The organism is Streptomyces sp. CBMA156, from assembly GCF_014596515.1.
In the GTDB taxonomy this organism is placed as follows: Bacteria; Actinomycetota; Actinomycetes; order Streptomycetales; family Streptomycetaceae; genus Kitasatospora.
The window spans coordinates 1-15,978 of sequence record NZ_MSJQ01000432.1 but is presented as its reverse complement, the minus strand read 5'-3'; the positions used below and the strand labels follow the sequence as shown (position 1 = coordinate 15,978).

Below are 15,978 nucleotides of genomic sequence, written 5' to 3'. Positions count from 1 at the left end.
TCACGGACGTGCTGCACCCGTCCGGCGGCACCCGTTCGGGGGAGCCGCCGAACGCGTGGGCCGACATCGGCGGCCGTGGCTCCGGCGAGCGGGAACGGGCGGTCCACCCCCGGCGGGCCGCCGGGGCCGCCGCAGGATACGGACCTTCCGCCCCCCGGGTGTCAGGCGCGGAGCGGCGCCGTCGCGAACTCCGTCATGCCGTCGGCGAAGGCGACCCTGGCCCGCCAGCCGAGCTCCCCGCGCAGCCGCGCGGAGTCGGCGGTGATGTGCCGGACGTCGCCGAGCCGGTACTCGCCCGTCACCACGGGCATCGGCCCGCCGTGGGCGGCGGCGAGCGCGGAGGCCATCTCGCGGATCGTCCGGACCTCGCCGCTGCCCACGTTGTACGCCTGGGAGCTGCCCGGGAGCCTGCTGCGGACCGCCGTGAGCGCGGCGACGTTGGCGTCGGCCACGTCCTGGACGTGGACGAAGTCCCGGCGCTGGGCGCCGTCCTCGAACACCCGTGGCGCCTCGCCCCTGGCCAGGGCCGAGCGGAACAGCGAGGCGACGCCGGCGTACGGCGTGTCCCGGGGCATGCCCGGCCCGTAGACGTTGTGGTACCGCAGCGTCAGGACGCGGCCTCCGCAGGCGCGGGCCCAGGCGGAGGCCAGGTGTTCCTGGGCCAGCTTGGTGGCCGCGTACACGCTGCGCGGGTCGGTCGGAGCGTCCTCCGCCACCAGCCGGGGGCTCAGCCCGGTGCCGCACCGCGGGCACGGGGGCTCGAACAGACCCGCTTCCAGGTCGGCCGGGCGTCGCGGACCGGGCGAGACGTTCCCGTGCTCCGGGCACCGGTACCGGCCCTCCCCATAGACCACCATCGACCCGGCGAGCACCAGGTCCCGCACGTCCGACCGCGCCATCGCGGAGAGCAGCACCGCCGTACCGAGGTCGTTGCAGCCGACGTACGCGGGCGCGTCGTCGAGGTCCAGTCCCAGGCCCACCATCGCCGCCTGATGGCAGACCGCGTCCACTCCGGCCAGTGCCCGCTCGACCACCGCCGCGTCCCGCACGTCACCGTGCCGCGCGTCCACGCCCTCCGGCAGCACGGGCATCACCCCGGAAGGATGGACGGCGGGCAGCAGCGCGTCCAGCACCCGGACCTCGTGGCCCGCGACCGCCATGGCCCGTACGATCGCCGAACCGATGAACCCGGCACCGCCGGTGATCAGAATCCTCATGACCCGCGACGTTACCGGCGGCACCGGGCCGACCGGCCGAGGCGGCCGTCGTGTCACCCTTCGCCCAAGCCCTCGGCGGAGGCCGGACCGCGGGGGAGCCGCGCCACCCCGGCCAGCGCCGCGCGATGCTCAGCAGCCCCCGGCTGCCCACCGCCACGGTCGAGGAACTCCTGCGGGTCGGTCGGCCCGGCCTCGGTCTGGTGTGGCGCTGGGCCGTCACCACCGGCGCCACCGATCGACACCCGTGCCCGCTTCGGCTGCGTCGCCTGGCCGTGGACGTGCGCCTGCCCCTGAGGGGTGCACGTGGCCGGCTGCCACGCGCACCCCCTCAGGGGCACGCCGCGTCAGTGGTTACGGCGCCGCCTGCTGAGGGCGAGGGCGAGGCCGCCGAGGACCAGCAGCGTGCCGCCGACCGCCGCCGCGGTGAGCACGGTGGTGCCGGTGCGGGCGAGGATGCCGGACGGTCCGGACGGCTTGGGGGCCGCGGGGCCACCGGGCGTACCGGGCGCCGCCGGGTCGTCGTGCTCGACCTTCACCGTGACCGAGGCTTCGGGGGAGGTGAGCGTGGTGCTGCCCGCCTTGCCGGAGGCGGTCGCGGTGTTGACGACCTTTCCGTGCGCGGCTTCCTCGGCGGTGATGGTGTGCGGCTTGGCGCCGCACTCCATCGACTCGCCCGGGGCCAGGCTGCCCCTCGGGCAGGTGACGTCACCGGCGGTGGGGTCGTCGACCTTGATGTCGGTGACGGTGAGGGTGCCCTGGTTGGCGACCGTGAGCTTCCACTCGATGCGGTCCCCGGCGTCCGTCCTGCCGTTTGTGTTGACGTCGACGACCTCGGCGGACTTGGTGAGGCCGAGCGCGCCGTGCCCGCTGGAGGGGACGGTCACCTCGGAGGGCGGGGAGACGGGCGGTTCGCCCTTGGGCGGGGTGCCGGTACCCGTGGCCGTGTTCCTGATCGTGCCGGCGTCGACGTCGGCCTGCGTGACCTTGTAGCCGGCGGTGCAGGTGACGGTGGCGCCGGGCGCGAGCGAGGCCGTGTCCTTGGGGCAGGTGACCGGCGAGAGCTTGCCGGTGCCGGTGAACTCGCCCTCGGTGACCTTGATGTCCTTGAGGGTGACGTTGCCGGTGTTGGTGACGGCGAACGTGTAGGTGACGGTCTCACCGGCGACGAGCTTGCCGGGCTTCTCGGTCTCGGCCGACTTGACCACGGACAGGGCCGGCTTCGGCTGCTGCGGCAGCTCCACCTCGCTCGGCGGCGAGACCGGGGGCTCGCCCCGGGGCGGGGTGCCGGTGCCGGTGGCGGTGTTCCTGATCGTGCCGGCGTCGACGTCGGCCTGCGTCACCGTGTAGCCGGCGGTGCAGGTGACGGTGGCGCCGGGCGCCAGGGAGGCGGCCTCCTTGGGGCAGGTGACCGGGTCGAGCTTGCCGTGCCCGGTGAACTCACCCTCGTTGACCTTGACGTCCTTCAGCGTCACGTTGCCGGTGTTGCGCACCGCGAAGCTGTAGGTGATCTTCTCGCCGGCGACGAGCTTGTCGCCCTGGCCGCTCGAAGCGGACTTGACCACGGACAGGCCGGGCTCGTCCTTCGTGGTCACGGTCGTCTCGGACGGCGGCGACACCGGGGGCTCGCCCTTGGGCGGAGTACCGGTGGCGGTGGCCGAGTTCCTGACGGAACCGGCGTCCACGTCGGCCTGGGTGACCGTGTAGGCGGCCGTGCAGAGCACCGTCGCACCCGGGGCCAGGGAAGCCGCCGCGTCCTTCGGGCAGACGACCGGGTCGAGCTTGCCGTGCCCGGTGAACTCGCCCTCCTCGACCTTGACGTCCTTGAGGGTGACGTTGCCGGTGTTGGTGACGGCGAACGTGTAGGTGATGCTCTCACCGGCGACGAGCTTGTCGGTGGAGGAGGTCTTCACGACCGCCAGGCCGGGCTTCTCCGGCGCCGGGACGGTCGTCTCGGTCGGCGGGGAGACCGGCGGCTCGCCCCGGGGCGGGGTGCCGGTGCCGGTGGCCGTGTTCCTGATCGAGCCCGCGTCCACGTCCGCCTGGACGACGGTGTAGGTGGCGGTGCAGGTCATCGACGCGCCCGGGGCCAGCGAAGCGGCCTCGGCGGCCGGGCAGGTGACCGGGTCGAGCTTGCCGTGGCCGGTGAACTCGCCCTCGTTGACCTTGACGTCCTTCAGCGTGACGTTGCCGGTGTTGGTGACGACGAAGTCGTACCTGATCTGCTCACCGAGGACGAGTCCGTCCGGCTTGCTGCTGTGGCCGGTCTTGACGACCACCAGGCCGGGCTCGTCGGTCGTCTTCACCGTCGTCTCGGTCGGCGGGGAGACGGGGGGTTCCCCTCGGGGCGGGGTGCCGGTGCCGGTGGCGGTGTTCCTGATCGTGCCGGCGTCGACGTCGGCCTGCGTCACCGTGTAGCCGGCGGTGCAGGTGACGGTGCCACCGGGCGCGAGCGAGGCCGCGTCCTTCGGGCAGGTGACCGGCGAGAGCTTGCCGCTTCCGGTGAACTCGCCTTCGGTGACCTTGACGTCCTTGAGGGTGACGTTGCCGGTGTTCTTCACCTCGAACTTGTAGATGATCTCCTCACCCGCGACGAGCTCGCCGGTGGACGCCGACTTGACCACGGACAGGCCGGGTTCGTCCTGCGTGGTCACCGTCGTCTCGGACGGAGGCGAGACCGGCGGCGGACCGCTCGGCGGGGTACCGGTCGCGGTGGCGCTGTTCTGCACGGAGCCCGCGTCCACGTCGGCCTGCGTCACCGTGTAGCCGGCAGTGCAGGTGACGCTGGAACCCGGGGTGAGGGAGGCAGCCTCCGCCGGGCAGGTGACCGGGTCGAGCTTGCCACTGCCGCTGAACTGGCCCTCGGTGACCTTCACGTCCTTGACCGTGACGTTGCCGGTGTTGGTGACCCGGAAGCTGTACGTGATCTTCTCGCCGGCCACCAGCTTGTCGGTGGAGGAGGACTTGGCCACCGTCAGGGCGGGAGCCGGAGGCTCGGTGATGGTCACCTCGCTCGGCGGGGAGACCGGCGGCGGGCCGCTCGGCGGGGTGCCGGTGGCGGTCGCGCTGTTCTTGACCGTGCCGGCGTCGACGTCCGCTTGGGTGACGGTGTAGGTGGCGGTGCAGGTCATGGAAGCGCCCGGGGCCAGGGATGCGGCCTCGGTGGCAGGGCAGTTGACGGCCGGCGCGGTGCCGGTGCCGGTGAACTGGCCCTCGTTGACCTTGACGTCCTTGAGGGTCACGTTGCCGGTGTTCTTCACCTCGAACGTGTAGGTGACCTGCTCACCGGCGACGAGCTTGTCGGTGGAGGCCGTCTTGACCACCGTCAGGGCCGGGTCGGACGGCGCCGGGACGGTCACCTCGCTCGGCGGGGAGACCGGCGGCGGGCCGCTCGGCGGGGTGCCGGTGGCGGTCGCGGTGTTCTTGACGGAGCCGGCGTCGACGTCGGCCTGGGTGACGGTGTAGCCGGCGGTGCAGGTCATCGTCGTGCCGGGGGCCAGGGATGCGGCCTCGGCGGCCGGGCAGTTGACGACGGGCGGGGTGCCGGTGCCGGTGAACGGACCCTCGGTGACCTTGATGTCCTTGAGGGTGACGTTGCCGGTGTTCTTCACCGCGAAGCTGTAGGTGACCTGCTCACCGACGACCAGCTTGTCCGGCTGGCCGCTGCTCGCGGTCTTGACCACCGTCAGGGCCGGGTCGTTCGGCGCGGTCACGGTCGTCTCGCTCGGGGGCGACACCGGCGGCGGACCGCTCGGCGGGGTACCGGTCGCGGTCGCGCTGTTCTTGACCGAGCCCGCGTCCACGTCGGCCTGCGTCACCGTGTAGCCGGCGGTGCAGACGACGGAGGCGCCCGGCGCCAGCGAAGCGGCACCGCTCGGGCAGGTGACCGGGTCGAGCGTGCCACTGCCGGTGAACTGGCCCTCGGTGACCTTGACGTCCTTGAGGGTGACGTTGCCGGTGTTGGTGACCCGGAAGCTGTACGTGACCTGCTCACCGGCGACGAGCTTGTCGGTGGAGGCCGTCTTGACCACGCTCAGGTCCGGGTCGGACGGCGTCGGGACGGTCACCTCGGACGGCGGGGAGACCGTCGGGGGACCGGTCGGCGGGTTGCCGGTGCCGGTCGCGCTGTTCTTGATCGAGCCCGCGTCCACATCCGCCTGGACGACGGTGTAGGTGGCCGTACAGGTCATCTGCGCGCCCGGGGCCAGCGAAGCCGCCTGGTCGGCGGGGCAGTTGGCGACCGGCGCGGTGCCGTGACCGGTGAACGGGCCCTCGTCGACCTTCACGTCCTTCAGCGTGACGTTGCCGGTGTTGGTGACGACGAAGCTGTACGTGATCTGCTCACCGGTGACCAGCTTGTCCGGCTGGCTGGTGGTGGCGGACTTGACCACCTTCAGGCCGGGGCTGGACGTGGTGGTGACGGTCGCCGAGTCGGGCGGGGAGACCGTCGCAGCGGTGTCACCCGGCGCGGTGCCGTGGCCGGTCGCGGTGTTCTTGATCGAGCCCGCGTCCAGGTCGGCCTGGGTGACGGTGTAGGTGGCGGTGCAGGTCACCGACGCCGCCGGGGCCAGCGGACCGGTCGGGCAGCTGACGGCCGGAGGCGTGCCGGTGCCGGAGAACGCCGTCTCCGTCACGCCCGGGGCCGACAGCTCGACGTTGCCGGTGTTGGTCAGCAGGAACGAGTACTTCACGCTCGCGCCGACGGCGCTCACGGTGCCCGGATCGGCCGACTTCTTCACCGTCAGCGCCGGCGCCGCGGCACAGGTCTTCACCGAGGACTGGTTGTTGCCCGGCGTCGGGTCGTTCTCGTTGGCCAGGACCGACCCGGTGTTGGTGACACAACCGGTCATCGTGGCGGGGCTGTCGGCCGTGACGGTGATGGTGTTCTCGGCTCCCGCGAGGGTGCGCCCGCCGACACACGTCACCGTGTTGCCGGCCACGGTGCAACCGGGCGTCGAGGTCTTCACGTTGGTCAGCGGGGCCGGGACGGTGTCGGTCACGGTGTAGCCGCTGGAGTTGCCGGGCCCGTTGTTCCTGAGCTTCAGCGTGTACGTCACGGCGGATCCCGGCTTCACGAGGTCCGGGCCGCTCTTCACGATCGAGAGGTCCGTGGGCAGGCCGGGTGAGGCCGCACCGTCGTTGTTGCCGCTCGCCGGTCCCTGCGACGTGGAGACGATGGTGAACGTCGGGCTCGCCGCCGCCGGATTGGTGATCCTGACCTGGTAGACGATGCCGGACGCGTTGTCGGAGACGCCGATGTTGCCGTTGCCGAACGCCCAGGCGGCACCGTAGCCACTGGCCGGCACCATCGGGGTGGGGAAGATCGTGACCGTCTTGGTCGCGCCGAGCAGATCGACCCGGACCATCCTGCCGGTCGGTTCGATGCCCCAGAAGTAGCCGTTCGCATACGTGAGATCGGGAGCGGGGGGCACGATCGGCAGCTTGATCGTCGCGGTGACCTTGCCGGTGGTGACATCGACCCGGTAGGCCACGTCGGCACCGCTGGAGCCGACGTAGAAGCCGCCGTCCGGGCCGAAGGAGCCCCAGTTCGCCCAGCCCACCGTGGTGTCGGTGCCCACACGTGTGACGACGCCGCCCTGCCCGATCCGGAGGATCGAGCCGGCGGGCATGGTGGCGGGCCCGTCCGTGACCACCGCGTACAGGTAGTTGTCCGCCGTGTTGTAGCCGAGGGCGTTGTAGGTCAGGCCGGGAACGGCGCCGCCCTCGGGCTGGAAGGTGACGGTGCCGGAGGCCCCGGTGATCGACCGGTAGAGCCGGGTCGGCACATCCTGCGCGACGAACACCTGCGGATCGGCCGGGTCGAACGGGTCACCGGCCGCCGCGTGCGACTGCGACGCGGTGATGAACGGGGTCGCGAAGGCGCCTGCTCCGAACAGCAGGGCCATCAGCAGCAACCCGATGAGTGAGCGGCGCGGCCGCCCTCGGTGCCGCCCTGTGCGGCTGCGAACTATGGTGCTCATTCAGTACCTTCCGGATTCTGCCGCGGTATACCGCGGAGCACGGTCCGTGCTCGATGCAACTGCCGACTGCTGAACCACTTCTCGGCCTGCTCGGCGGCTGCGCCGGCGGCGGTCTCCTCCTGCCCGGAGGCCGCCGCGGGGACGGTCGTCGAGGATCCGCTGTCGTCCTGCGTCGCTTCCGGCGACGTCGACGACGGCGGTGGTGACGACGGGGGTGGCGTGAGGGGATCGGGCGTCGGTCGGCCGGACGCCGACCGCTGCTTCGGCGAGCCCTGTCCCGGCCGCTCCGGGGCAGCTCCCAACCACCGCTTCAACCAGTCCACTTCGGTACAGCCCTCCCGGTCAGAGCCACGGGCACGCGCGGCACCAGACCCGTCCGCGTGCCGAACCAGGCTGGCGAGCACCTGATTCTGAGAAGGGAGTTAAACACCGTTTTATCGAAACTTGTCGTATTTAAGGACTTCTTGTGTCGGCGTCTCCATCCCGAGGGAAGCTCCATCCGCCGCGAACCGGCGCGTGCGGTGCTCGGTCGCCACGGGGTGGCCGCCCCCGAGGTGCGTGGTCGCCCGGGGGAGTGGCGCGCTGACGGGCCGTTGGCGACCGGTCACCGAGGGCTCATGGTGTGACCGGAGACACATCAGTGACATGTCACACCCTATTGATGGGTCTGTTCATCACATGAAACGGTTCCTCACGCGCTCGAATGCCTCCACTCCCCCTTCACGGCGCGTTCACGTGGTTCCCCCACACCCCCACCCTCCTCTAGGAGCGACGTTGCGTCAGCTTCCTCGCCTGCCCGGACTGCTGGCCGCAGTCACCGCGGCGGGTGCCCTGCTGCTCGGTGTGTCCGCCACGCCGAGCCTGGCCGCGGCCCCCACGCCCAGGCCAGCGGCCACCCCCACGGCCGCCCCGCTCGGGAACCTGCCGGCCGGCGACCACCTGCCCCCGGCCGGCGCCACCACCGAGGACCCCGCGGGCCCGGCCGCGCCGCTGGACCACCGTCTGACGGCCGTCCAGCTCCCGCCGCTCAGCCCGCCCGTCCCGGAGGCGGCCACCGCGTCCGCACGGGCACCGCAGTCCCGCGCCCTCGCCCAGGCGGCCCCGCCCGCCGCGGCGTCGTGCACCGCCGGCGACTTCAGCAGCCGCTCCGGGGCGGCCCTGGTCTCCTTCGTCAAGGCCTCGACGACCGATTGCATCAACACCCTCTTCGGCGTCTCCGGGTCCAACGCCTACTGGACGTTCCGCCAGGCCCAGATGGTGACGGTCGCCGACGCCCTGCGGACCACCGCCGCCGGCTACCCCGGCGACAACTCCACCAGCGCCCTGCAGCTCATCCTGTTCCTGCGCGCGGGCTACTTCGTGCACTACACGTACCCGGGCACCGTCGGCAGCTACGACGCCCCGCTCACCGACGCGGTGGCGCGCGGCATCGACGCCTTCGTGGCCTCCCCCCACTTCACGGACGCCACGGAGGCGAACGCCCCGGTCGCCGGCGAGGCCCTGGTCCTCACCGACAGCGCCGACCTCCAGGGCCGCTACCTCGCGACCTACCAGCACGTGCTGAACGGCTACACCAACGCGTACAACGACTCCCGGCCCCTGGTGAACTTCTTCAACAAGGTCTTCACCCCGCTCTGGCGCGGCCACCAGAACGCGGCCTACGTCGCCGCCGTCACGGCGGACCCGGGCATCATCGACACCCTCGACGCTTTCGCCCTCAACCACCGGGACCTGCTGGGCACCGCCGGCTCCGTCCTGGCGTCCAACGCGGGCCTGGAGATGTCCCGCTTCGTCAAGTACCCGGCGCTCCAGCCCAAGGTCCGGCCCCTGGTCAAGGGCCTGCTCGACGTCTCGTCGATGACCGGCCCGACCGCCCCGCTCTGGGTCGGCGCCGCCAACCTGGCGTCCTTCTACGACCAGGCCCAGTGTTCGTACTACGACGTCTGCGACCTGTCGAAGCGGCTGGTGAAGGCCGTGTTCCCGGCCAGCCACACCTGTGACACCCGCACCATCCTGTCCCAGGACCTGACCGCGGCCGAGCTCGCCGCCGTCTGCGCCGACCTCAAGGGCGAGGACGCCTACTACCACCAGCTGGTCCGCGACAACGGTCCGATCCCCGGCCAGTACGAGTCGACGGTGCAGATCGTGGTGTTCGCGAGCCGGGAGGACTACCAGACCTACGCCGGGGCGATGTACGACGTCCCCACCGACAACGGCGGCATCACGCTGAACGGCGACCCGGGCGACCCGGCCAACCTGCCGGTCACGCTGATGTACCGGCAGCCCTACGACAACGGCTTCACCGCGGGGATCTGGAACCTCGACCACGAGTACGCCCACGTCCTGGACTCCCGCTACAACATGAAGGGCAAGTTCGCCCAGCAGATCAGCCACCCCGCCCTGTGGTGGATCGAAGGCTCCGCCGAGTACGCGTCGTACGCCTACCGCAACGTCACCGACACCCGGGCGATGGCCGAGGCCGCCAAGCACACCTACACCCTCAGCAGCCTGTTCCAGAGCACCTACAACAACAGTGACACCAACCGCACCTACATGTGGGGCTACCTCGCCATCCGCTACCTGGTCGAGCGCTCCCCGTCCACCGTGCAGACGGTGCTCTCGAAGTACCGCACGGGTGACTACGCCGGCGCCTACTCCTACGTCAACTCGATCGGGACCTCCTACGACAGCGGGTTCGACAGCTGGCTCACCCGCTGCGCCGAGGGCGACTGCCTGGCCGACGGCACGCCGGCCGCGGACTTCGACACGGCCGTCTCGGGTCTGAGCGTGAAGCTGACCGACCGCTCCACGCAGACCGGCAACGGCTCGATAGCCTCCCGCGTCTGGGACTTCGGCGACGGCACCGCCTCCACGGAGGCCGCCCCGACGAAGGCCTACGCCAAGGCCGGCTCCTACCGGGTCGCCCTGACCGTCACCAGCAGCACCGGGATGACGGCCACCGTCACCAAGTCCGTCACCGTCGCCGTCCCCGTCCCGCAGCCCTGCACCGGGAGCAGCGGGCAGGAGATGGGCCAGAACTGCTACCGCACCGGCCGCTCGGCCGCCGCCGGCGCCCTGGACTACCTCTACGTCTACCTGCCGGCCGGCACGACGACGCTCACCGTCACCACCACCGGCGGCACCGGAACCGCCTACCTGTACTACAACCCCACCACCTGGGCCACCGCCACCAACGCCACCGTGTCCTCGACCGCCGGTGGCACCACCCAGAGCCTGACCGTCACCAACACCACGGCCGGCTACCGCTTCATCAGCCTGTACGGCGCGACGGAGTTCAGCGGCGTCACCGTCTCCACGCAGTACTGATCCTCGCCGTACCGGGCCGCTTCCGGCGCGCTTCCGGCGCACGAGCGGCGGCCCGGGCCCGCAGACACCTGCCGGCCCGGGCCGCCGGGCCCGGCCGGCCGGATGGACCCCGGAACCGGGACCCCGTCCGCAGCGTCTATGCTCGTCGACCGTGCTCGCCGATCATGGCGAGCCGTGGAGCTTCTTGGGGGAGAGCAGCCGATGCCCGAACTGGTGGGGTACACCGTCCAGCCCGACGCGCTGGACCACGTGAACACGGCACTCGGCAACGTCGCAACCGACCTGGCCTCGGCCAACCAGGCCTACACCGCGCAGAAGCTCTACCAGTCCGCCGACTTCGGCGAGTTCGGTGTGGACCTGGCGTGGGCGGGCTTCGACACCAACTGGGACCAGGAACTGCACGTCACCCAGCGCGCCGTGGCGGAACTGGTGCAGAAGATGACGGCCACCAGCGCCAATTACCGCGCCGTGGAATCGCAGCTCGCCGCCTCGCTGACCCCGGCGCAGGCCCGATGAGCAAGGTCGCGGACCTGCAGAAGGCGCAGCAGGCCATCACCCACCCCGGCTCCGGCTTCTACCTCGGACTCACTCTGCTCAAGGCGATCGACAAGGCCCTGGCCGTGGCCGGGCCGGCCGGGAACCCGGGCGTGATACGTGAGCGGGCCAAGGCGTACACGGAGACCGCCAAGGCCTATGCCAAGGCGTCCGCCGACCTCAAGGAAGTCACCGACAACCGGCTGCCGAACGCCTGGACCGGCTCGGTCGCCGAGAACGCCACCCAGTCCATCCGGGCGCTGGCGAACGAACTGGCCGTCTCCCAGAAGTCCCTGGAGCAGGCCGCCACCGAGCTGAACGCCTGGGCGGACGGTCTGGAGGGGGCCCGGAGCACCGACGCGCAGGGCGTGACCGCGCTGGAGAACGTGCAGAAGTCACTGGCCCACGACGCTCTCGACATCGGCAAGGCGATCGCCGCCATCGACCCCGCCAACGCCGCCGTGGGAACCAGGATCTCGGCCGCCCAGCGGGCGGAGAGCAGCGGCACCCGCGCCGCGAGCATGCTCAACCAGCTCGCCGCCAGGGCCCGCACCGAGCGCGCCGGACAGGGGCCGATCGATCCTCTCGCGGCGCTGGTCCTGGCGAACGAGAAGGGCCCCGGCGGCGATGTGGACGGCGACTACATCCTGACGGACGGCCAGCTCGACCGCGCCAAGCAGTTCATGTCCGTGATGAACGGCACCGACCAGCTCGCGTTCCAGAAGCTCCTGTCCGGCGCGAAGTCACCGGAGGAGGCCGCCTACCTCTGGAAGGCCCTGGCGGCCGGCCACCCGGTGGCCGACGTCCAGCAGTTCGCCGCGCTGATCCACCCCCACGGCGACGACCCGCGCTGGCTGTCCGAGCACCTGGTTCCGGCGCTCGGTACGGATTCCCTGCAGGAGGAGTCCACCAGCCAAGCGGTACGGCTGACCTACAAGGGTGCCGAGGTCCTCGACGGCTACGACATCTACAGCCAGCGCAACGTCGGCGACTGCGTCGCCGCCTCCACGGTGGTCGCGAGTCTCAGGCTCGACCCGGTGTCGATGCTCCAGCTCACCACCGGCAACATGGCCGACGTACCGGGGGCCGACTCGCCCGAGTACTTCAAGCAGCGCCTCCAGCAACTGTTCATCGGTCAGTACCAGCAGGGGCAGCTGGCCGACGGCAGCCAGAAGATCTACCCGGAGAACGGCGGCGGGATCGGCCCGAAGGGCGGCACCTTCCTCGCCGACCAGAACCTCGGGAAGGCCACGGGCTCGACCTACGAGTACGTCAACCTGGACACCGACGACGACCGGCGCGCGGCCGTCACCCGGATAGAGAAGGCCCTGGACGAGGGCAAGCCGGTGCCGTTCTGCGCCTTCGACGAGGCCAGCAAGGCGGCCGGCAAGGACGGCAGTTACCACCAGATGGTGATCGTGGCCAGGGACGGTGACCGGCTGCAGGTCTACAACCCGTGGGGCCAGTCGGTGTGGGTGACCGAGGACCAGTTCATCCACAACCACCTGAACGACGGTGGCCTCACCGACACGGCGAACATCAACCGGCCCTACGGCGTGGAGCTGCCGAAATGACCGACATCCTCCCGGACTCCGAACTGATGACCGGCTACGACGTCGAGGCCGCCGTCACCCGCGGCCTGCTGATCGACGGAGTCCCGCGCCGGGTGCTCTTCGGCGAGGCGGCGATCGCCGCCTCGTACCAGGCCGAGGCCCTGCACATCGGCCCCGAACCGCTGGGCGTCCTGGCCCAGTACGTCCGCGCCGGCGGCTTCGCCGGCGCGCTCGACCTGCCCGAGCCGGTGATCGGCCGGGAAGCGGGCGAGCTGGTCCGTGACTGGCTGCGCGCGGGCGCGGCCGGCGGGGCGGACCTCGGGCGCGAGGTCCTGTTCGCCCGCTGGCTGGCCGAGGTCGCGCTGCTGATCACCATGCGTCGCCGGGTCCGGGAAGAGGGCAGCTGATGCGCCGAACCGTCATCGCCACCGGGGTGGCGCTCCTGGCCGCCGCCCTGCTGCTCGGCTCCTACCTCGACGGCTGGTGGTCCGACTCAGGCCCGGCCGGCACCACGGTCGCCACCGCCACCCGGCCACAGGTGGAGGTGCCCCTCCCCACCGAGGCGGGGAGCGCCACCATCCCGTACCCGCCCAGCACGGTGACCCTGGCGGTCGGACAGCAGCTCGGCGTCAGGACGACCGGGGGCGCCCGGCCGAAGAGCTGGCACCTCGACTCGGCGGGCGACGCCGGCGTGCTGCGGCCCGGCCCGGACTACGTCATCAACCCCTGCCCCGCGGACCCGCCCGCGGCGGGCTGCGGCTCCGAGTTCGACCTGACCTTCAGCGCCCTGGCGCCCGGAACCACCACACTGACATGGGTGTTCGGCCGGGGAGGTTGCCAGGCCGGCGTACCGAAGTACGCGGGGGACCGGTGCGACATCTCCAAGAGCATCCAGGTCACCGTCCGCTGAACGTCACCAGGGATCCCGACGGCCCCGGCCGCCCCCCACATCACCTCGGACACCGCCCGGATCCGCGGCTAACCGAGTGCCGGGCGGCGTCCCCAGGCCGAGATCAGCGGCGCGAGTGTCAGGTCGAGTTCGCCCGCGTGGATGGCGGCCAGGTGCGCGTCGATCTCGGCGTCGTCGGCCAGGCCGGCCGCGAGCAGCTCACCACGCACGTGCCGGAAGGTCGCCGCCTCCAGCCGGTCGCAGGCCGGGCCGCCGACCGGGAAGGTGCCCGTCGCGGCGACATCCACCAGGCCGGCCTCGCGCAGGGCCCGCGGCAGCGTCCGGCCGTAGCGCAGGTCCGCGCCGCGGCGGGCCAGCAGCTCCCGGACCGCGTCGCGCAGCCGGTTGGCCCGCCGCTGCGCGGGGCCGCTGTCGTCCAGGCACGCCAGCGGCTGCAGGGCGGTGTCGGCGTCCTCGACCAGCAGCCAGCCGCCGGGCCGTAGCGCTGCCGCCATGGTGGCCAACGCGCGGGCCCGGTCGGGTACATGGACGAGTACGAGCCGGGCGTGCACCAGGTCGAACGTCCCCTGCTCCGGGGGCGGATCGGCGGCGACGTCGTGCTGTCGCACCTCGTACCCGTCGCCGCTCTTCAGCCACGACGGGTCGAGGTCCGTGGCCAGGACGTGTCCGGTCGGGCCGACGGCCGCCGCGAGCGCCTCCGGGATGCCGGGGCCGCCGGCCCCCACCTCCCAGCAGCGCGAGCCGGCCCTGACCCCCAGTCGGTCGAAGTGCCCGCGTGTCACACCGTCGAACAGCTCGGCCAGCCAGACGAACCGCTCGCCCGCCTCGGCGCGCGCGTTGTCCAGCAGGTACCCGCGGGCGGGGGCGGACTCTTCACCGGGTGCGGCGGTCCCTGTCGGATCCGGTCGGCCATCGACGTGCGGAGAACGGGGAGAGGAGGTCATGCCTCCATGGTCGACCTCCCCGGGCCGCCGGCGCCACGGGGACGGGAGTCGGATGTCTCACACGGCCGGCGAAACCCCGCACGCCCCACGGCGCGGTTTGCACCGTGCTGTGACGGAAGGGGCGCAAGTGTCCGGTGCGGACGGACACCCGGGAGCCGGAGCCGGTTCCCGGGTGTCCGTCCGCACCGGCAACTCCACTTCCGCATACGGCAACCCCGGGTGCCGCCCCTCGGGGAGGCGGCACCCGGGATCGGTGTCACGTCAGTAGATGAGGATGTCCCAGTGGCTGCCCTCGTTGCAGTACAGGTTGCCCGACGCGGCCTTCCACTGCGGGTAGCCGTCGCCCCGGAGGCCGATGTAGGTGAAGCTGTTCTGGATGTAGTTGTCGATGCAGGAGCTACGGGCGATGTCGACCTTGTAGCCGTTGTAGTGGCTGTAGGTGCCGGAGGCGTGGCCCACCTCGGTCCCGCCCGTGATGTTGATGGAACAGCCGCTGGCCTGCTTGAGGGTGATCACGGCGCTGACCGTGCCCGAGTTGATCTGGTCGAACGAGGTGCAGGTGGAGTTGGACCTGGTGGTGCAGCCCCCGCTGGAGCTCCACGTGATGCCGGCGCTGCTGAACTGACCGGCGGCCGCCGACTGCGACAGCTTGCTCCCGCTGGCACCCGCCGTGGGCGCCGAGAAGGCGAGGCCGGCCACGGTCAGGGCGACGAGGGTTGCTGCGGTGCGTGGCTTCATCTGCATCTCCCGGTGAGGATGGTGTGCATCCGACTGGACCCCCGCTCTCCTGCCGCGCCTCGGCGGGAGGGCGGGAAGTCCGGCGCCGGGCCTGTGGAACCGGCCCGGACGAAGGGGTCGTACGCAGTGCTGTGACGCGGCAGTGCTCCGGCGCGAGGGCCGACCGATCCGTCCGGCGCGGCCACCCGCGGTTCCCGGGGAACGAGGGGCGGGCTTCGAGCGCCGGCATCGCACCAGGATGGCCCACCGTTGTCTATGCGAGTAGACCCCGGTTTGTGAATTTCGCGTGACGGAGGGTGTCCGTCCGGGCGTCGAAACGCTCCACGGGATGGCGCCCGCGAGCGGGCCGGCTCGGGTAAGGCTTGCCTTGCCACGCGTCCGGGGCCTCCCCTAAGGTGAAGTCCTCAGAGGACCTGATGACCTGAGGAGTAACTGACTCATGACCGACCTCCATGAACTGACGCTGGCCGAACAGGCCGCGGCCGTCCGGCGACGCACCGTCTCGCCGACCGAACTGGTCGACCACCACCTGCGCCGCATCGAGGAGTCCGACGGCCTGCTGGGCGCCTACCGCACGGTCGACGCGTCCGGCGCCCGCCGGGCCGCCCTGCGCCACCTGGTCGAGCAGCGCGACCCGGCCGCCGTCGAGCTGATCGAGGCGGCCGCCGCGGACGTGGACGACCGGATCGTCCGGGCCGCCCTGGAACTGCTCGGCCGGATGCGCGGCCCCGAGGTGCTGGCGCAGGCCCGCCGCTGGGCCGACCCGGCCACCGGCGG

At 71.7% G+C, this 15,978-nt stretch carries 9 protein-coding genes and 1 pseudogene; 6 read left to right on the top strand and 4 right to left on the bottom strand.

Features of this window, described 5'->3' with window-relative positions; translation table 11 throughout:
• Window positions 1-161: 161 nt before the first annotated feature.
• Together BU198_RS38795 and BU198_RS38790 are read right to left on the bottom strand one after the other, a co-directional pair.
• Window positions 162-1,217, bottom strand: a complete 1,056-nt coding sequence (locus BU198_RS38795) for an NAD-dependent epimerase/dehydratase family protein (RefSeq protein ID WP_188301430.1) — start codon at window positions 1,215-1,217, stop codon at window positions 162-164.
• Window positions 1,218-1,561: 344 nt separating this feature from the next.
• Window positions 1,562-7,195: a DUF11 domain-containing protein gene (locus tag BU198_RS38790; RefSeq protein ID WP_188301429.1), complete on the bottom strand. Its 5,634-nt coding sequence runs from the start codon at window positions 7,193-7,195 to the stop codon at window positions 1,562-1,564.
• 774 nt (window positions 7,196-7,969) lie between these two features.
• Here BU198_RS38790 and BU198_RS38785 point away from each other — a divergent pair.
• The 5 genes from BU198_RS38785 to BU198_RS38765 all read left to right on the top strand — a co-directional run bounded on the left by BU198_RS38785 (window position 7,970) and on the right by BU198_RS38765 (window position 13,519).
• Window positions 7,970-10,522 carry a collagenase gene (locus BU198_RS38785; RefSeq protein WP_262987106.1) on the top strand — a complete coding sequence of 851 codons (2,553 nt, stop codon included), beginning with the start codon at window positions 7,970-7,972 and terminating at the stop codon, window positions 10,520-10,522.
• A gap of 201 nt (window positions 10,523-10,723) precedes the next feature.
• Window positions 10,724-11,038 carry a type VII secretion target gene (locus BU198_RS38780; protein ID WP_188301427.1) on the top strand — a complete coding sequence of 105 codons (315 nt, stop codon included), beginning with the start codon at window positions 10,724-10,726 and terminating at the stop codon, window positions 11,036-11,038.
• A complete protein-coding gene (locus BU198_RS38775; protein WP_188301426.1) occupies window positions 11,035-12,630 on the top strand; it encodes a hypothetical protein in 1,596 nt (531 codons plus the stop codon). Before BU198_RS38780 ends, BU198_RS38775 begins: the two co-directional genes overlap by 4 nt.
• Entirely contained in the window at window positions 12,627-13,016 is a 390-nt protein-coding gene (locus BU198_RS38770; protein ID WP_188301425.1) for a hypothetical protein, read from the top strand. The genes BU198_RS38775 and BU198_RS38770 overlap by 4 nt, the downstream gene beginning before the upstream one ends.
• Entirely contained in the window at window positions 13,016-13,519 is a 504-nt protein-coding gene (locus BU198_RS38765) for a hypothetical protein (RefSeq protein WP_188301424.1), read from the top strand. The genes BU198_RS38770 and BU198_RS38765 overlap by 1 nt, the downstream gene beginning before the upstream one ends.
• A 68-nt stretch (window positions 13,520-13,587) precedes the next feature.
• On the opposite strand, the gene BU198_RS38760 is transcribed toward BU198_RS38765, so the two are convergent.
• Window positions 13,588-14,463, bottom strand: a complete 876-nt coding sequence (locus tag BU198_RS38760; protein ID WP_188301423.1) for a methyltransferase domain-containing protein — start codon at window positions 14,461-14,463, stop codon at window positions 13,588-13,590.
• Window positions 14,464-14,724: 261 nt separating this feature from the next.
• Window positions 14,725-15,207, bottom strand: a complete 483-nt coding sequence (locus tag BU198_RS38755; RefSeq protein WP_411293288.1) for a hypothetical protein — start codon at window positions 15,205-15,207, stop codon at window positions 14,725-14,727.
• 433 nt (window positions 15,208-15,640) lie between these two features.
• Between BU198_RS38755 and BU198_RS38750 the strand changes: the two are divergent.
• Window positions 15,641-15,978 (top strand): annotated as a pseudogene (locus tag BU198_RS38750) (hypothetical protein); the annotation flags it as partial.